We start from the raw sequence: 18,374 nt of genomic DNA, 5'->3' as shown, positions 1-18,374 counted from the left end.
TTCCGTAATATATCAGTCCTGATCAGCTCTGCGGTAGTAGCTTACACCCAAACTTCGTGGTGAGGTGCGGGAGAGAAAGCCGCTGATGCTCGAAGTCACAAGCACTTCATCGCATCCCACTTTTTTAATCAGTGCTTCCCTTAAATATTCAGCAGGCTGCTCTGCCATCGTCTGTGAGATAAGCACAAGCTTCTGGTCAATCTCGTCTTTGTTGTCAAATGCATTGTGCAGCATCTTATCCAGCGCTTTTGTAGCGCCGCCTTGTGGCTCATTCATGGAGAAATGCATGCGCCCCGACCTGACCGTTGCCGGACTTTTTAAATTCAAAGGACTTTTTATCCGATTATGCAAACCATAAACATTTCCACCCTGATTTACAAAATTAAGCTTATCAAGCAGCATTTCTTCCTCCAGGTTTGTCCGGGAGTGATGCAGCTCTTTGGTTATAGTTGCGGGATGCCTTCTCTTCCTCGCCGCTGCGACTGCCCGAAGGACCATCATCGCCGTCCCTGAGGAAATGCTTGAGGAATCAATGACAGTGACTCTCCCTTCCGGAAATTGTTGGGCAGCTGCCACTGCATTCTTGTAGGTTGGGGATAACCCTGAGGCCATGCTGATGAATAATACATTGTCTCCGGCAGCAATACAAGGAGCAAAGAGAGTACTTAAGTCATGAGATGTTGGAGCAGCAATACCGGGAATCGTCCCCTTCTCTCTTACGTAGGTATAGATTTCCTCAGTAGTTATATCGACCGTATGCCGAAATATCAGCTCATTACTAAAAACAACATATACAGGAGCTATGCCAATCTCATATTGTTCAATTACGGTGGACGGCAGATCTGAAAGACTATCTGTAAATATCTTTACTTTTGTCATTTGGCAGTCTCCTTAAAACACTAGAATCACAGGATTCTAATGGCATTCCAACAGCTTTCTTCGACCCCTTCCAGCAGATCAGGGGTTTCGGTTAACACTCCAGACTTAATCAGCTTGAACAACAGCACAAACGCACCATATACAATGGCAATCAGCGCATCTGTGTTGAACTCTTTGATGACCTCTACTTTTTTACCATTCTCCAAAACTTGGCGAAACGTTCCGAGCAGCTCATCAAACACCTGCTTGCTTCGGTCATCCAGATAATAAGCACTGTTATGGGATTCGATAAAGAGCAGCGCATTCACATTATTATCGGCAAACTTCACTAAACGCTGAAAAATATAATGAAATTGCTCCCGAATATCCGGCGTTGAATGAATGCCCTCATATTTTAACGTGTCCGAGAACACTTGCACGCAATGCTGAAACAATCCGTTAACAAGCGATTCTTTATTGGCAAAATAGCGATATATCGTACCTGCCCCTACCTTCGCACTTTCAGCAATCATCGGAACGGTTGTGCCGTCATATCCTCTCTCGGCAAACAGCACTAAGGCCGCTTTCATGATATCTTCCCGTTTGTTAGTAGCCAGTGTAATCACCCTTACCTTAGACTGGAATGGTTCCGGATTAAACCGGTATAGATTAGAGCGGAATGAATATTCATTCTCCTATTATAAGACTTTGAAAGAAGAATGTAAAAGGAACCGATCCACAGGACCAGTTCCTTTTACATTCTTCTCATTGATCAGCCACCACCAGCATATCCATATGCCGGGCATGACGGAGCAGATAGTGGACGAAGCTTTTTTTGATGAGCGTCCGCCAGAGCGGCTTCCGCACCTGCCCGATGATCAGCTGTGTCGTCTTCACTTCATTGATCCTGATTAATAAATGCTCGTACAGGTTCTTACGGCTTTCTGCCATAGTTACCTCTAAATTCCCTCCAAGCTGTTCTGTTAGACGACGCAGCGTCTCCAGCCGTTTCTGCTCCTCAGGTGTTTCTTTCGAACTGCAGTGCACATAATGAACATACCACTCGGCTTTCAAGCGATGCGCGATGCGGAATCCGCGGCGAATCAGCCGCTCTGCCCTTGGTCCCAGATCCACACAGACGAAGATCACCTCTTTCCTGCTCCATGGGCCCCGCAAGGAATTGTCCCGGTCCCAGGCCTCCAGCCGTTCATCAACATCATCCGCAATTTCGCGGAGGGCTAGTTCACGCAGTGCAATGAGATTGCCGATCTTGAAAAACGATTCCAGCGCCTGGTTTACTTTCTCTGAGGCGTATATCTTCCCTTCCCGCATCCGCTCCTGCAGCATTTGTGGCGTTACATCGATCAGTTCGACCTCACTGGCCATTTTCAGAATCGCATCCGGCACAGTCTCCCTGACACGTACGCCGGTTAATTGGGCTACCGCGTCGTTCAAGCTTTCCAGATGCTGCACATTTACAGTTGTAATGACAGAAATACCGTTTTCGAGCAGACGGATCACATCTTCATACCGCTTTCTGGTTATACTGCCGGGCACGTTGGTATGTGCCAGCTCATCCACCAGGACGACCTCCGGGCGGCGGGCAATAATTGCGTCCGTGTCCATTTCTTCCAAATGCGTTTTTTGATATAGTATTTTAGCCCGGGGTACCGTTATTAATTCACCTATCTGCTCCTGGGTTTCCTTCCTGCCATGGGTTTCCAGCAGCCCGATGACAACATCGATGCCTCTGCTTTGAAGTATATTTCCCTCCTGAAGCATTTTGTAGGTTTTGCCGACTCCGGGAGCCGCACCGATATATACCTTAAAGGTTCCACGGCGGATCACTTCAATCTTCTTCTCCATCTCTTGACTGGTCAACCGGTGGAAAGGCTCCTTCTTCCCTTGCGGATTACGTTTGATCGGCAGAATCCGTTCTCCCTCCTGCTCGGCCCGGTCGGCCATCAGAAACACATCAATATTGCGGGTCTGGCGCAGCACACGGTCAGCGATCGAGCCCTGCCACCGCTCCTGCCACCGGCTTTTTTGAGAGTGGCCCATAACGATCCGGGTCACATTGTTTTGAATGGCATAACGCACCAGTTCGGAAGGAAGCTGGCGTTGAAGGGTGAGAGGAAGCTCTTCAAACCTGGCGCCCACCCGCTCTACCAGCTTTACAATCGAACGCTTAAAGGTCTGCTGGTCCTTCGTCAGCGGCCGGTTAGGAATAACAAATGTCACCACAATCAGATCACCGCCGAGCCGCTTGGCGATTTGCTGGCCTCTTCTCACATAAAGCGACCCGTTCCAATGGTACTGCGCGGATACCAGTATCCGCTCCATCGCGCCGGAAGGACCAATGAGCCCATGTTCCTCGCGATGTTTCTCAAGCGAATCATTGACACCTTCGGCCACCAGACGCAGAGACAGCTCACGAAGCACGCCGAGATTGCCGGGTCGGGACAGTGCAGGATGCGTCTCGTGGCCTAAAACACCTTCCTCGATCCGCTTCAGAATGGTTTCAGGTGAGACATCGATCAAGCGGACCTCATCCGCAAGCTCCAGGGTATGCAGCGGCACGGTTTCATCTGCACGGATTCCCGTCATTTGAAAGATGGTCTCACCCACTCCGGCCAATTCATACACATTGATGGTCGTAATCACGCTGATGCCGTTGTCCATCAAATAACGGATATCTTCCAGCCGCGTCTGAAAACGGGCTTCTTTGCGGTTGCGGTGCGCCAAGCCATCTACAAGCAGCACCTCGGGATTGCGCTCCAGCAGAGTCTCCAAAGGGAGATCCTTCTGCTCCTTGCCGTCTTTCAGCCAATGAATGCTGGGGACACGCTCCAGATCGGCAAGCTGCTGCATGGTTTCCGCTCTCTGCATCGTTGATACGGCACTGATTACAACATCAATGCCCTGCTTTTTCAATAACTTGCCTTCCTCCAGCATATGATAGGTTTTGCCTGATCCGCTGACGGAGCCGATAATAATCTTCAGCCTGCCCCGGTGTAAACGGTAAATGGAATACAGAATTTCTTCCGGGGTTTTGCGTTTGTAGGGTGCCACTCGTTAACCTCCAATCCTTAAGCGGAAACTACCCCTGCCCGCTGAATGCGCAGGCAGGGGTGAGCCGGTTCTAATTCGCCGTTGTTTCCATTAAAGCGAGATTCAGCTTCAGCACATTGACACGTTCCTCACCAAACACCCCAAGATCGCGGCCTTCAGTATATTTTGCCACCAATGCTTCTAGCTTATCTGCTGAAATACCGGTCAGATTGCTGATTCTGGGGATCTGTACCGTAGCCGCAGCGGGAGATATATGCGGATCCAGGCCGGAACCGGAGTTCGTGACCAAATCTATAGGCAGCTCACTAACCGGGACGTCAGGGTTATTCGCTTTCCACTCAGCTATAGAATCGCTGGTGCGCTCTAGCAAATCCGGATTCGACGGTCCATAGTTATTCGATCCCGAGGCTTCAGCCTTGTATTCAATACTGGATACACGGCCCTGGAAGAACGCCGGATTCTTAAAGTTCTGGCCAATCAGCTCAGAGCCAATCACTTGGCCTTCTCCATTCTTCAGCAGGCTCCCGTTAGCCTGGGAAGGCATAAGAACCTGGGCAAGCGCGGTAGAAGCCAACGGATAGATGATCCCGCATAATACAACGAACACTAGGCTAAGTCTTATCACACTAAATATATAAGAACCTTTAGATACAGGCTTTTGCTCTATAGCGCCTGAATTGACGATTTGCATAATTTATTCATCCTTTCTTCTAGCCAAGTGCAGTCATCTTAAATCCAAATGCTTACAACCAGGTCGATCAGTTTAATGCCGAGGAAGGGAACCAGTATCCCGCCAAGCCCATAGATAAATATATTCCGGCTTAGCAGCTTGGTGGAGCTCATCGGCTTATACGATACGCCTCTCATCGCCAGAGGGATAAGCAATGGAATGATAATTGCATTAAAGATCAGTGCCGAGATAATCGCGGAGCTTGGAGAACCTAGTCCCATTACGTTCAGCACTTCCATCTCTGGAATGGCCAGCGTAAACATGGCCGGAATAATCGCAAAATACTTGGCGATATCATTCGCAATACTGAAGGTTGTTAATGCTCCGCGTGTCATCAGCAGCTGCTTGCCGATCGCCACAACCTCAATGATCTTGGACGGGTCGGAGTCCAGATCAACCATATTGGCCGCTTCCTTCGCCGCTGTGGTTCCGCTGTTCATCGCAAGTCCCACATCCGCCTGTGCCAATGCAGGCGCATCATTCGTGCCGTCCCCAGTCATTGCCACCAGCTTGCCTTCACTTTGCTCCCGGCGGATGACCTCGATCTTATTCTCCGGTGTACTTTCGGCTATGAATCCGTCGACTCCGGCCTCAAAGGCGATAGTAGCAGCAGTCAGCGGATTGTCCCCTGTGCACATAATCGTCTTGATGCCCATTTTACGCAGTTCATCAAATCGTTCCTTCATCCCCGGCTTAACCGTGTCTTTCAGATAGATGAGTCCATATATCCGGTTATCAACTGCAACAGCCAGCGGTGTCCCTCCTTTGCCGGCGATGGCATTCGTTTGCTGATCTAAATGATCTGGAATCTGCCCTCCTTGAGAAGACACCCAGCGCTTAATGGAATCCACGGCCCCTTTGCGAACCATCCGGCCGTCCTGCAGATCCATTCCGCTCATCCGCGTTTCGGCACGGAATTCTATAAACTCGCCTCCAGCCATTAGGCTGCTGTCGTAACTGTATCCTTGTTTCTTGGCCAGCTCAATGACGGAGCGCCCTTCCGGCGTCTCATCTTTCAGCGAGCTGACAGCTGCCCATCCGGCCAGATCCTCTACTGTCTCATTGCCCACAGGAACAAATTCACTGGCCATGCGGTTACCAAAGGTAATCGTGCCGGTCTTATCAAGAATCATCGTGTTGATGTCTCCGGCAGCTTCGACCGCTTTACCGGACATGGCGAGCACATTGAACTGGGTAACCCGATCCATGCCCGCAATTCCGATTGCCGACAATAATCCCCCAATGGTAGTGGGGATCAGACAGACCAGCAGCGCAATCAAGACCGGAATTTCCAGGTTGACCTCCAGATAAGCGGCAATCGGCTGCAGGGTGACTACCACGATCAGGAAGATAATCGTCAGGCTGATCAATAGCGTGTTCAACGCAATTTCATTCGGTGTTTTCTGCCGTTTGGCTCCTTCCACCAGTGAGATCATCCGGTCAAGGAAAGACTCGCCGGGTTCACTTGTAATCTGTACCTTGATCTGATCACTTACGACTCTCGTACCGCCTGTCACGGAGCCAAAATCTCCGCCGGCTTCTTTAATAACGGGAGCCGATTCACCTGTTATAGCCGATTCATCCACGGATGCCAGCCCTTCAATGACCTCGCCGTCGCCGGGAATAAGTTCTCCTTGACTGACAACAACGACATCGCCTTTTCGCAGTTCGGAGGAAGCAACAGTCTTAATGACGCCTCCTACCAGTCTATTCGCTGAGATATCCTGCTTGGTCTTCTTCAGTGTATCCGCCTGCGCTTTCCCGCGGCCTTCCGCCAGAGCTTCCGCAAAATTGGCAAACAATACGGTAACCAGCAGTATGAAGAAGACCGCTATATTGAAGCCTCTAGCCTCCTCTGCGTCGAAATAACCAGGGGCGAGAATCATCAGCAGAACAATAATCGTTCCAATTTCAACAACAAACATGACCGGATTCTTCATTAGCGTCATCGGATTCAGCTTGATAAAGCTGTCCTTGACTGCACTTCGTATAATAGGGCCACTCAGCAGCTTCTTTTTTTGTACAGTACTCATCTCTATTTCTCCCTCTTTCCTACCGTAGAGTCAAATGTTCAGCAATCGGCCCCAGGACCACGACCGGCAGAAATGTCAGCGCACCAATGATCAGCACCGTACCGATCAAGATGCCGGTGAACAGACCGTTGTCTGTACGGAATGTGCCGATTGTCTCTGGTACAGGCTGCTTGCGGATCATGGAACCTGCAACGGCGAGCATTGCAATGATTGAGATATAGCGTCCTAGCAGCATTACAATACCAGTCATCACATTCCAGAATGTGCTATTGTCCGCAAGTCCTTCGAAACCTGAACCGTTGTTGGCAGCAGAGGAAGTGTATTCATATAACACTTGCGTCAGACCGTGGTACCCGCTATTACTGATAGCGCCTTGCCCCAGATCTGTCAGGAATGAGGCTGCTGTCGGTGCCAGAATGATCAGCGGATGAATCAGTATCGCCACCGCGATCAGCTTCATCTCCCTCGCTTCAATCTTTCGACCGAGGAATTCCGGCGTCCTCCCCACCATCAGCCCGCACAGGAAGACCGCAAGCACGGCGTACATCAGCATATTGATAAGGCCCACGCCCTTGCCACCGAAGACGTTATTCAGCATCATTAGCGCAAGCGGCGTAATACTTCCCAGCGGGGTTTGGGTATCATGCATATTATTGACGCTACCTGTTGTCGCTGCGGTTGTTACTGCCGTAAACAAGGAGGATTGCGGTACACCGAAGCGAACCTCTTTTCCTTCCATGCTGCCTTGAGAAGCTTCAATGCCCAGGTCTGCCATTGCCGGATTTCCTTTGATCTCCGCAGCATAATTGAGCGACAACAGCAATACGAACAAAGTCATCATGGCCGCAAAGATGCCCCAGCCCTGCCGTTTATTCTTAGCGAACAGTCCGTACATATAAGGCAAGGATGCGGGCAGCATCCACATGGACAGGATTTCAATGACATTGGTAAGCGGTGACGGATTCTCAAATGGATGTGTGGAATTCGCCCCGAAGAATCCTCCGCCATTCGTTCCCAGATGCTTGATGGATTCCAGTGAGGCAACCGGCCCGATCGCAATCTGTTGAGCAGCACCCTCCAGCGTAGTTACCTCCAGTGTAGGTTTCAATGTTTGCGGAACATGCAGTGCTACTAAAGCCATTGTTACAAGCAGTGCAAGCGGCAGGAACACCCGAATAATCGCCTTGACGAAGTCTTCGAAGAAATTCCCCAGTGAATTTTTACCGGTAATCCCTCTCACAAAAGCTGCTGCTACGGAAAAACCGCTGGCTGCCGATGTGAACATCATCATGGTGATAACTGCCATCTGCGAGAAATAGGAAAGACCGGTCTCCCCGCTATAATGCTGCAGATTAGTGTTGGTCATGAAGCTGATTACCGTGTTAAACGTAAGGGTCTGCTCCAGCTCGGTAATTCCATTCGGATTTACAGGCAGTCCGCCCTGCAGGCGGAGAACCAGATAACCGAACACAACCAGCACAATGTTGGTTGAAAGAAAGCTGAGTGCATAGGTCTTCCAGGACATCCCTTCACGGTTTTTCAGGCCGCTTACCTTGTATATGCCTCGCTCGAATCCCCCAAAGATCCGGTCCAACCGGTTTGGTTCATTTGAGAACACATGATATAAATAAGTTCCTACCGGTTTAACCAGCAGTAGCAGTATGGCAATGACTACGACGATTTGTATAATACCCACGAATGACCCTCCTTCATTTAATGAGCTTCAGCTCAATGCTCTATATGTCTTGCTGTTTTTTACCGCACTGCCTAAAATTTCTCCGGATGAATCAGGGCGTAGACCAAATAGAGAAACAACAGCATCGTTGCGATCAGGACCACTGTCATTGCTCTTTCCCCCCTTTATCGTCGATGACGTGCCCACACCACTGTGCAAATGCATAGAACATACTGAAAAACACAGCGAGTACCACCACCATATACATGTCCATCATATCCTTCGCACTCCTCTCCAACATTCTCTCATCTCTGCTTTTAACTACTGATTCAGCGTAACATCTATGCCATAAGTTCAGGGTTAGGGTTTGCATGAGAGAATAAAGATTGCATTAAGATTGTCAGAATTCATCATCTTCATAGTCGCCTGCCCTCTTTAAATCAATGTAGTCGTAAATCTTCTTAATGGTATAAAGCACCACGATCATGATTGCGATCAACCCGGTATTTTTCAAAAATTCATCCATCATAAAGATCCTTTCCTGAATGTCATATTTAGCTACCGGTTTAGAATAGCACTCAAGGCATTAATTCAGGGTCAGGGTTTGTATGAGCGGATAAAGATTGCATTAAGTTGATCGTATAGACGGCGAGTCCTTCCTTTTTTGAAACGAAAAAAACCGCCTTCTCCCAAGGCGGTTAATTCAGTGCTACAGTACCCAGTTAATCTGAAAAGCCAGAGCCTCTGACACGCTAATGATGAATATCACAGAAACGGAGTTACTTAATATACAAAATATGGTACTTTATGACTATATACACCAAGTTACGCTAAAGTTATTGTATTATTAGGAAATGATTTACTTTCCGGAAATTGCAACATAGTTTCGAAGTGTTAAAGGAGGGATGCCAAACAATAAAGCGTACAAATGTATTTCTTCCTTGTCGGCGCAGACTCAGGTGTAAAAATTTAAAATTAGAGGAGCGAGAACTGTGAAAGCAATGAAAAAACTTTTTGCTGGATTGATGATGTTTACTCTGATTTTCGGTGCATCCTTTGCCGGATCGGCATTTGCAAGCAGTAATGAGGTCAAGCTTCTTGACTCGGATGTCAGCGTTATTTACAAACCTGGATATGTCGGATTTAGCGGCAATATTGAAGTTGCTAATCTGGGACCTGTGAAGAAAGTGACTGTTCATTACACGACAGATAACACAAATTGGTATGATACTAGTGCGGCTTATGTAGGGCCGACGGATGCAGACCATGAGAAATGGCGTTTTAGTATTTCCAGAACTGATGCTACAACAGATCATTCCGAGTTGAAGAATCTGGACTTCATAAAATTCGCAATTAAATACGAAGTGAATAACCAGACCTATTGGGATAACAACGGGGGAGCGAATTATTACAATCAAGTGAACCATAACGTGCCTCTTAGATCTGTGATTTTGGGAGCACCAAATGTGCTTAACGCCAATAGTAGTCTGAGCAATGGTGATTTTAACGGAAATATTTATGTGAAAAACCTGAATCCGGCGAAATCAGTAAAAATACTGTACACAACGGACGACTGGGCAACGACTCATGAGGCTTACGCCGTTTATACTGGCTCCTTGAACAATTTCAATAGTGTTGAAAACTGGAACTACACTATCAATGTTCCGGGTGCTACAAATGTTAAATATTCGATTGAGTATACAACTGGCGGTCAAACGTATTTGGATAATAACTATGGCCATAATTACGAGGTATTCTAATTCATTTTAATATCATTCAATAGTAGGATCACAGGCGGTTTTTTATCCGCTCGTGATCCTTTTCTCTGTGGAGACCAAGTATCTCCATTATTTATAACGCTGCTTTAGATTGAACTTAAGGTTTTAGAGTACAGGATCAGTCGCAACTACGGTGAATATTTGAACTTCCGGCCGCTGTCAGGTTTGGATTTCCTGAATTTAACCGCGAATCGCGGTAGAAATCCAAACCTAAAGGCGGACGCTACCGCTCCTCCAGTTCCAAAATCCCCCTCCGCCACTTTTCCCTACATGTAATTCTCAAGTTCAATCTATATAATGCATAATTATAGTCATTTACTTGAATACAAATCTTTTGACCTTCCACAGAAAGAGCCTTCTCAATTTGTAAATATAGTGATTAAAGGGCTGTCAATAAAAGAATCATTATTTTCAATAAAAAACTTTCACAAAGTGAATTAAAAAAATGCCCATCAGCCGAAGCCGTTGGGCAGATATATAACATTTTATTAGTGAAAAACTGTAAGCGATCCATCTATTGGGCTATCCATATCATTCAAAATACCAAAGTAATATGTCTTACTTTGATTGAGATTATAGAACATCGCATTTGCAGTTATGCCAACAGTCCCCTTATAGGTTGCAGCAACATTTCCAGTTGTAAGTTCATAAGCAACAATTCTATATTTTCCAGTTGCCCCATGATTCACTGGGGTAGTAGTAACATTGATATATATTATTTTCTCACCATTAACAGGGAAATAATAATTCGTAAATACATAGTCCTCTACATAAGAGAAAGAACCTGAATAAGAGTTATTTGCCAAGTTCCAAAAGTTAGTTGGAGCATTACTTCCTCTTGCAGCAACGTTTTTCTCAGTCAGAACTTGCACAGGCTCTGTGGATAGAGGGACAGTGATATTAGGGACATCAGTAACTTGAACAGTAGAATTAGTCTCAATCTGTGTTGTATTTAAATTATCTACGAAATTGCTACTTGGAACAACCTGAGCAATTCTGGCAGGTGCATCCGAAGCATTTGGTGTAGAACTTGCCGCCGATACAGAAACAGAGATGGAAGTTAACAAAAATGCTGTAGCTAAAACTGTAAACACTTTTTTATTTTTCACCATTTCATCCTTCTTTCTAAATTTTTAGACACTAAAATTTTTACCTACCATCCTATCCTATATTATAGTAACATTACCATTTTAACACATAATTATAATAACAAAACAATAGATACACCATATTAGTGTATTTTTCATGTATTTTATACCATTTATTGTATTTTTCCCATCCAATCAATTCTCTTAACAGCAATCTGATTCTCTATACCATTTGATCTTCTCGTTAAATTCTTCCAGGTTTACGCTGACATTTTCATGAATTCTAAACGTTAACTCTGGTCACTTTGTATCGTCGCCAACCTGCAGCATACGGTAACCTACTCCGATATGGGTTTGAATGTACTTTGGCTGAGAAGGCAGCTTCTCTATTTTCTTTCTCAGAGTCGCCATAAATACGCGCAAGGCAGGGATGTCATAGGTATGACTGCCCCAGATTTCATGCAGGATGTAATTATGGGTCAATACTTTGCCCACATTTTTGGCCAGCAGGCAGATTAGCTTGTACTCAATGGGAGTGAGGTGGATTTCTTCTTCGTCCAACAATACGATGCCTGCCGAATAATCGATTCTGAGACTTCCGTTAGTAAAAATAGATGCATCCTTCAACAGCTTGTCACTATCGTACCGGATGCGCCGCAGGCTGACCCGGAGCCTCGCCAGCAGCTCTTCCACGCTGAAGGGTTTGGTCAGATAATCGTCTGCACCTGCATCCAGCGCGTCGATTTTGTCCCGGTCTTCACTGCGGGCGCTGACCACAATAATCGGGATATTCGACCATGCCCGAACTTTCTTTATAATATCTACGCCATCCATATCGGGAAGTCCGAGGTCCAGTATCATAATATCCGGCTGCTTGGAGACCGCTTCCAGAATCGAGGCCTGGCCTGTTTCAGCTGTATGGTACTTATAGCCCTGCGTCTCCAGTGTTGTAGTAATCAATTTGCGGATGGGCTTGTCATCCTCGACGACAAGAATTAAAGGCTTATTCATGAACAACCACCTCCACGGCCTGCAGGGTAAAGCGGAATACTGTACCTTGCGGAACATTATCTTTCACACTTATTGTGCCTCCATGAGCAGTTATAATAGATTTACACAATGAAAGCCCGAGTCCCAATCCGCGGCGGCCATCTCCGCGGATATTATCCGCCGTATAGAACATGTCAAACAGCTTGGCCTTCGCTTCCTCCGGGATACCGGGACCGTCATCGGAAATCTCTACACTGACCATTTCTTTATCGCGTCTTGCCGAGACTGTAATATGCGACCCGGTCCCGGTATATTTAATTGCGTTGTCGACAATATTGATCAGGACCTGAATAATCAGCCGGGAATCCATTTTAGCCATAAGCAGCTCTTCATCAAGTACGGTGCTGATCACATGATCTATGCTGCTTCGATGAATATGAAGCAAAGCTTCCGCAATAACTTCCTCCAGAAGCTCTCCCTGCATATTCAGATTTAATGACCCATTATCAATCCGGGTGATGGACAGCAGGTTCTCCACCAGATTAATAAGCCACATGGAATCATCATAAATATCGGTGTACAGCCCCTTCTTCTGTTCCTCGCTCAGCACCTTGGAGTTTCCGATGAGGATTCCCGCATTGCCGGATATACTGGTCAGGGGGGTACGCAAATCATGGGAGATTCCGCGCAGCAGGTTCGCCCGCAGCTGTTCCTGCTGGATTTGGATCGAGATTTCTTTTTGTTTTTCGTTTAGCATTTCTTTCTCCAGCGCCAGTGCACATTCTCCCAGCATGGCAATCATCAGACTTTTCTCAAAAACCTCCAGCGGGTCTTCCTTATCCATGGCGATGGCTGCCACTGCAAATACGCAATCGCCTCCCCGCACCGCATGATACAGGCAACTGGCGGCCGAGAAAGTATCTGTGGTAGCCCCGGCCCGTTTGTTATTCTTATAGACCCAGTCCGCAACCGCTTGTTCATTTCCACCCGAAAACTCTAGAGGATCCATAGCCGACTCTTCCTTTAAAAAAACGAGCGGCTCAGATAAGCTGTCTTGCTGCACCGGATAAAAGATAATCGTTCTGTCCAGCAGCTTCACCATTTGCTGTGCCGTCTCATGAATGATTGCCGTGGTGTCTTTGGCCTGCTGCAGTTTACGGCTTGTCTCCAGAAGTACCTCTGTCCGATAAGCCTTTTGCGCAGATTGCCGGGCCTGCTCTTTTACCCGCATTGTCAGAGTGCTTGTGATAAAGGAAGCGGACAGCATCACCAGGAAGGTAACCGGATAACCCGAACCATACGCCTGTAAAGAAAAATAAGGTTTGGTAAAAAAGTAATTAAACACAAGCACACTGACAACCGAAGACACAGCACTGTACAGCCGGCCTCCGGTAACCATCGCATTAAGCAGCACGCCCAGAATATAGACCGTAATAATATTTGCTTCCCTGAAACCGAGATAATTAAACCACAGTCCGATTAAGGTGCAGACAACCAGAATTCCAGTTGTCTTGGCTGTATCAGCCAGTGACAGCTCGGGATAGCTCACATATTGCGGAAATCTTTTATAGAACGTAGGCTGGGTGTCCGGAATAATATAAATGTCGATATTGGGTGCAGATGCGGTCAGCTTATCAGCCAAATTCGCTTTTGCAAACCACTTCTTTTTGTTATGGGACCGCCCCACCACGATCTTCGAAACCCGGCTTGCTTTGGCATACTCCGCAATTTGTCCAGGGATATCCTCTCCGTAGACGGTGGCAATTTGTGCGCCGAGCTGCTCTGCGAGCCGAAAGTTCGCCCTGAGTTCCGCCTTGTTTTTTTGGGTTAGCTTTTGCGTCTTCGGTGTCTCCACGAACAATGCGGTGAATTCCCCGTGAAAAGCCTCCGCCATTCTCGCCGCCGTGCGGATTACCTTTTTATTGGTAGCAGCCGAAGAAAGGCAGACCAAAACATGGTCTTTGGCATAATATTCGTTGGTTTTTACCTGAGTACCGATGTGTGAAGCGATTCTGTTCAATTGATTTGCCGTGTACCGCAGTGCAATCTCACGCAAGGCAGTCAGTTTTTCTTTGATATACAAATGAGCATTTGCCTTTTGTGCTTCTTCATCCGGATAGATGTTCCCCTTGTTCAGGCGGTCGATCAAATCATCAGGTTCAATATCAACCAGTTCAACCTGATCGGCACTATCGAATACACTATCAGGAATACGCTCCTCTACAGAAATGCCGGTTATTGAGGCGACTACATCCTGCAGGCTTTCAATATGCTGCACATTAATGGTGGTATAGACATGGATTCCTGCGCGAAGCAGCTCGCCTATGTCCTGATATCTTTTTTTATGCCTTCTGCCAGCCGCATTGATATGAGCCAGATCATCCAGAAGGATAAGATCAGGTCTTCTCCGGATCGCACGGTCCAGATCAAACTCCTCTGTAAGGATACCGTTATGGGTGACTTCCAGCGGCGGCATAAGCTCCAGACCCTTGAGCAGAATCAGCGTCTCCGGCCTGTGATGAGACTCAATATAGCCTGCAGCAACATCAATTCCGGCCTTTTGTTCCTCATGGGCGGCACTCAGCATGGCACAAGTCTTGCCGACACCTGCCGCGTAACCGAAGAATATTTTCAGTCTTCCAAGTCTTTTCTCTTCCGGCAGGTCTGGAATCTGCTCAACTACAGAAGCTGAGCCGGTGCGGTTTGTTGCCATTTGGCTACCCCTTTTACAATATCTTCGCTTTTAGCGCTAGTATATCATGAGCCAAATCTGCATGGTGTTACAACTTTGGCTGTGGTATTAAGATTGTATTAAGATGAACCGGGCTGACCCCGAGGATTAGATCAACCTGCTCTTTGGCACCTTGCCAGGTGGTAAGCAGCGGAAATGCATATTGCTCCCGGGCCTTCAGGTTCCAAGGATGTGGAATGCAGAGTACTTTCCTTCCCTCCTGCAATGCTGGCACCAAATTATGTACCCCGTCATCAATGAGCAGATCGTAGTTAATCAGCGTCTTCCGCTTGCAAGGAAAGAAGTTCTCGATTGGAATAAAGGGCATATGCTTCTGAAGCCAGTTCCACTTCTCGATGACTGTCTTCGGCTGTGCAGCCGTTACAATAATTACATCATAAGCGTTATGTAGCTTCTCCATCTCCCCGACGACATGTTCGTCGAACACTTCAAGCTCCTCAAACAATCCGGGCCGTCCGTAGAAGATTTCCTGAGTGCAATCCGGATGGCGCAGATGATCGGTATCCCAATCAAGCATATCTTCATACCGCAGCAGATGCGTAGGAAAATCATTGTTGTTATGGTAAATCGCCCGCTTAACCAGATGACAGATCGTATCATCCATATCCACGGCAATAATCGGCTTTCTCATATATGTGCCTCCAAAGGTTGTTTCTAGGTTATAGTATTGCTTTACTTATATTCGCTTATATTGCTGTTTTAGTCGAGAGCAACTTTATCACAAGAAAAAAATCTAGGCAGGAATTGCAAAAGCCAAGCCCCTCTCGTAAGAGGGGCTTGACTTATTTGTTGAAGCGGCTCACTTGTTATACTATTTGTTCCCTGCATATGCAGCGAGGAATTCATTTACTTCCTCTGAAATCTTCTTGGAATGGGTCCAATGCAGATAATGATGCCCTTCCAATACGACGAGCTTGTTAGAAGCTACATTCTTCAGCTGAGTTTCGTAAAAGGTAATGTTGGATTTGCCTTCTTCATTGACTTTGTCCCGTTTTGTAGTAAAAATCATTACAGGTAAGCTTGAAGGGAATGACAGGTTCTTTGTTTTTTTGATATTGTTGTTAATTTCGCTTGCTTCATTTACTACATTCTTATTATAGGCATTCCATGCAGTGAGGATCTTGGTCAGCTTTAAATTCTCATCTGAATAAGTTCCATCAGCAGATATCGGCAGAACATTCTTAGGGCTGACGTAGGTTGCCAATCTTGCAAGTCCGGTTGGTGCCACTATACTAAAATATTTAGGCAGCGTGGGCGCAGACTCTTTAAAATACTCCATCGCCTGCGGCAAGGTTGGATCAATACCTATAACTGCTTTTACCTCAGACGGATATTTATTGGCATAATACATGCTATAAATTCCGGATATAGAATGGGGCATTAGGATATAAGGACCTTTTACATTTGCCTTTTGCAGAGCGGTCTGCCATTCCTCGACGATGTTTTCCACCGTTCGTTGTTTTGAAGTCCGCTCACTCCAGCCAGATCCAAAAGGCTCCAGGACGACCACTTTATTGTTTTGAGCCAACTCATTCATCAAAGGTTCGAAATCCAAGACAGGCGCTGCTGTCCCCAGTCCGCTTAATAGAACAATGGTGTTTCCCGTCTCGCCTTTGGTGTACACATGCATTTTCTTGCCGGAGACTTCCACGAGTTGGCCCCATGCAGGGTATTTCTTTTGTTCGTACTGGGTCACCAGCATATTGGCAACCACACCGAGAATCAAGACTACTAATAATAGCAGTACAATATTTCTAACAATTCCCCAAAATTTAAACTTCTTTTTCTTTTTCTCTTCCATCGGTTTCACTGCTCCCTGTAACAAGTGTTTGAACGTAAACGGATAATCGCCTCTACCCTACTCGTCTATTGTAAAAGACGTAGTTTAAAAACCGGGTCGGTGAAAGGTTAAATTCCGTTTAAATAAAAATCTAATTACAGGAGACAGTACCTATTTTTGCGATGAGAACTCTACAGTTTGCGTTTCCATAATCGGATTCCAATACCGCTCAATAGTTAAGGTTAGCGGTTGCGGGTAATCAGCGGCTTCCTTTCCAAAATTATAGAGGTATTGATCCACGGCATTACTCTCCTTATTCGTAGAGCTTCTACTGATTTGGGCGTTCACACCCGCCGTTTTGTGGGATTGACCATTGGCATCGGTAAAGGTATCGGACAGCCGCATACTAATGATACTGTTTAATGGGACTTTGTTAAACGTTTGCCGGAACAGGATTTTCCCAGCTTCCGCCCCCTCTTCAGACTTAATAATGGAAAGGTCTGTGCCCGGAGCTTCGATCATCTGCTTTTTGCTTAGATCGACTTTAATTTTCATTTGATCTTTATCCAGAGCGGCAATTCCGAAGGTCTTCAATGTGGCAGCGTCCGGCTGGCCGTCCTGGGTGTTCTTGAAGTAAAGCGTGGACTTGGAGCGATCCGAGTAGACCTCGGAATTATCGGCTGAGATGATGCCGGGGTAGTACGATTTCACCGTCTTTCCTCCACTTTTAACAATCAGCACAGGCTCAATCAGGCTGAAGACTTGTTTATCATTTTTCTTATCAAATTCCAAATCCACATAGGTGTTCAGCGGAGTATAGAGCACCTGGTTCACTTTAATGATCTGACCGTCAACGATCAGATTGCTTTCGGGATGTAGCGTTCGTGTCTGTTCCTTGAACATGTCCGGATCAAGCTCGAAAGGAATTGACAGGTTAGTCTGGAGTCCCTTGCCTGAAGTTTGGTACAGCAATACATTCCATGTCACTTCCTTGGGATAGTCAACCGTGGGTGACAGGTTATTCGTATAGATGAAATAGGAGGTTTGGCCCGCGTTGATTTGACTACTATGAGCAGTTATCTCTAAACTCGCCCCGATAGACGCTGCTTCAAAAGCTCCAAAATCCAATGAGAAATCAGCGTGAGATACCGTTTGGTCCGTATTGTTGTGTACACTGTACAAAATAAACAACTTTCGGGTGTCTGCGACAGCGCCCATGACTTCGACTCGCAGCCCGTTTTTCTCCACGCTCTGGTAGACTGGCTTTATAAGGTTCCGGTCTAGTATGCTTTGAAAAGACCTATCTTTCATGGAGGCTCCGCTAAACTTTGCGGAATCGGTCCATGATTTAGTGGTAGCCGTGTAGCTCTGCGGCGATTGTTCCGCAACTTCCGTTCCTGGAGCCTCATTGATATTAAAAAGAAACAGTGCAGCTGCAGCGGCTGCGATTACTACACCCATTCCGTAGAAATAGCTGCGCCGCTTTTCACGTTTTTTTCCCTGCATGATTCCACCTCGCATTGCATTATAGAGTTTCATTTCCTCAAGGGCTTCAGCATTATGCTTTACTTCATCCACATTCTGGCGCAGAACGCGTTCTTCTTTGTCAATCATGTTC

14 protein-coding genes are annotated in these 18,374 nt (G+C 46.6%); 1 reads left to right on the top strand and 13 read right to left on the bottom strand.

Going from position 1 to position 18,374, the window contains the following annotated elements:
- Positions 1-12: 12 nt before the first annotated feature.
- From NSS79_RS16610 to NSS79_RS16580, 7 genes are all read right to left on the bottom strand, one after another.
- Positions 13-879 (bottom strand): DegV family protein, encoded by an 867-nt coding sequence (locus NSS79_RS16610; protein ID WP_342440210.1) that lies wholly within the window; start codon positions 877-879, stop codon positions 13-15.
- 26 nt (positions 880-905) lie between these two features.
- A complete protein-coding gene (locus NSS79_RS16605; protein ID WP_342440209.1) occupies positions 906-1,448 on the bottom strand; it encodes a TetR/AcrR family transcriptional regulator in 543 nt (180 codons plus the stop codon).
- A 175-nt stretch (positions 1,449-1,623) separates the two neighbouring features.
- The gene (locus tag NSS79_RS16600; protein ID WP_342440208.1) at positions 1,624-3,930 is read right to left on the bottom strand and encodes a histidine kinase; all 2,307 of its coding nucleotides are present in this window, start codon (positions 3,928-3,930) and stop codon (positions 1,624-1,626) included.
- 70 nt (positions 3,931-4,000) lie between these two features.
- Complete coding sequence (gene kdpC / locus NSS79_RS16595) at positions 4,001-4,621, bottom strand: potassium-transporting ATPase subunit KdpC (RefSeq protein ID WP_342440207.1); 621 nt, start codon at positions 4,619-4,621, stop codon at positions 4,001-4,003.
- A gap of 38 nt (positions 4,622-4,659) precedes the next feature.
- Complete coding sequence (gene kdpB, locus NSS79_RS16590; RefSeq protein ID WP_342440206.1) at positions 4,660-6,693, bottom strand: potassium-transporting ATPase subunit KdpB; 2,034 nt, start codon at positions 6,691-6,693, stop codon at positions 4,660-4,662.
- A 19-nt stretch (positions 6,694-6,712) separates the two neighbouring features.
- Positions 6,713-8,389 carry a potassium-transporting ATPase subunit KdpA gene (gene kdpA, locus NSS79_RS16585; protein WP_342440205.1) on the bottom strand — a complete coding sequence of 559 codons (1,677 nt, stop codon included), beginning with the start codon at positions 8,387-8,389 and terminating at the stop codon, positions 6,713-6,715.
- Positions 8,390-8,768: 379 nt separating this feature from the next.
- On the bottom strand, positions 8,769-8,897 hold the full coding sequence (locus tag NSS79_RS16580) for a hypothetical protein (RefSeq protein ID WP_342440204.1): 129 nt from the start codon (positions 8,895-8,897) through the stop codon (positions 8,769-8,771).
- Between the two features lie 472 nt (positions 8,898-9,369).
- Between NSS79_RS16580 and NSS79_RS16575 the strand changes: the two genes are divergently transcribed.
- On the top strand, positions 9,370-10,128 hold the full coding sequence (locus NSS79_RS16575; RefSeq protein ID WP_342440388.1) for a hypothetical protein: 759 nt from the start codon (positions 9,370-9,372) through the stop codon (positions 10,126-10,128).
- A gap of 506 nt (positions 10,129-10,634) precedes the next feature.
- Here NSS79_RS16575 and NSS79_RS16570 read toward each other — a convergent pair.
- The 6 genes from NSS79_RS16570 to NSS79_RS16545 all read right to left on the bottom strand — a co-directional run bounded on the left by NSS79_RS16570 (position 10,635) and on the right by NSS79_RS16545 (position 18,370).
- Positions 10,635-11,258 (bottom strand): hypothetical protein, encoded by a 624-nt coding sequence (locus NSS79_RS16570; protein ID WP_038591713.1) that lies wholly within the window; start codon positions 11,256-11,258, stop codon positions 10,635-10,637.
- Positions 11,259-11,534: 276 nt separating this feature from the next.
- Positions 11,535-12,245 carry a response regulator gene (locus NSS79_RS16565; RefSeq protein WP_342440203.1) on the bottom strand — a complete coding sequence of 237 codons (711 nt, stop codon included), beginning with the start codon at positions 12,243-12,245 and terminating at the stop codon, positions 11,535-11,537.
- Positions 12,238-14,937, bottom strand: a complete 2,700-nt coding sequence (locus tag NSS79_RS16560) for a sensor histidine kinase KdpD (protein WP_342440202.1) — start codon at positions 14,935-14,937, stop codon at positions 12,238-12,240. The genes NSS79_RS16565 and NSS79_RS16560 overlap by 8 nt, the downstream gene beginning before the upstream one ends.
- A gap of 67 nt (positions 14,938-15,004) precedes the next feature.
- Entirely contained in the window at positions 15,005-15,607 is a 603-nt protein-coding gene (locus NSS79_RS16555) for a hypothetical protein (protein ID WP_342440201.1), read from the bottom strand.
- A 180-nt stretch (positions 15,608-15,787) separates the two neighbouring features.
- On the bottom strand, positions 15,788-16,777 hold the full coding sequence (locus tag NSS79_RS16550) for an alpha/beta hydrolase (protein WP_342440200.1): 990 nt from the start codon (positions 16,775-16,777) through the stop codon (positions 15,788-15,790).
- Between the two features lie 150 nt (positions 16,778-16,927).
- Entirely contained in the window at positions 16,928-18,370 is a 1,443-nt protein-coding gene (locus tag NSS79_RS16545) for a hypothetical protein (RefSeq protein ID WP_342440199.1), read from the bottom strand.
- Positions 18,371-18,374: the final 4 nt, after the last annotated feature.

The organism is Paenibacillus sp. FSL L8-0436 (genome assembly GCF_038593025.1).
Lineage (GTDB): Bacteria > Bacillota > Bacilli > Paenibacillales > Paenibacillaceae > Paenibacillus_AQ.
Note: the sequence above shows the minus strand (reverse complement) of the source record. Positions and strands in the feature narration are given on the sequence as shown.

Bases quoted from the DNA above. Each gene is read 5' to 3' on its own strand.
- NSS79_RS16610 (WP_342440210.1), bottom strand. From the start codon at position 879: ATGACAAAAGTAAAGATATTTACAGATAGTCTTTCAGATCTGCCGTCC.
- NSS79_RS16605 (WP_342440209.1), bottom strand. From the start codon at position 1,448: ATGAAAGCGGCCTTAGTGCTGTTTGCCGAGAGAGGATATGACGGCACA.
- kdpC (WP_342440207.1), bottom strand. From the start codon at position 4,621: ATGCAAATCGTCAATTCAGGCGCTATAGAGCAAAAGCCTGTATCTAAA.
- kdpB (WP_342440206.1), bottom strand. From the start codon at position 6,693: ATGAGTACTGTACAAAAAAAGAAGCTGCTGAGTGGCCCTATTATACGA.
- NSS79_RS16580 (WP_342440204.1), bottom strand. From the start codon at position 8,897: ATGATGGATGAATTTTTGAAAAATACCGGGTTGATCGCAATCATGATC.
- NSS79_RS16575 (WP_342440388.1), top strand. From the start codon at position 9,370: ATGAAAAAACTTTTTGCTGGATTGATGATGTTTACTCTGATTTTCGGT.
- NSS79_RS16570 (WP_038591713.1), bottom strand. From the start codon at position 11,258: ATGGTGAAAAATAAAAAAGTGTTTACAGTTTTAGCTACAGCATTTTTG.
- NSS79_RS16565 (WP_342440203.1), bottom strand. From the start codon at position 12,245: ATGAATAAGCCTTTAATTCTTGTCGTCGAGGATGACAAGCCCATCCGC.
- NSS79_RS16560 (WP_342440202.1), bottom strand. From the start codon at position 14,937: ATGGCAACAAACCGCACCGGCTCAGCTTCTGTAGTTGAGCAGATTCCA.
- NSS79_RS16555 (WP_342440201.1), bottom strand. From the start codon at position 15,607: ATGAGAAAGCCGATTATTGCCGTGGATATGGATGATACGATCTGTCAT.
- NSS79_RS16550 (WP_342440200.1), bottom strand. From the start codon at position 16,777: ATGGAAGAGAAAAAGAAAAAGAAGTTTAAATTTTGGGGAATTGTTAGA.
- NSS79_RS16545 (WP_342440199.1), bottom strand. From the start codon at position 18,370: ATGATTGACAAAGAAGAACGCGTTCTGCGCCAGAATGTGGATGAAGTA.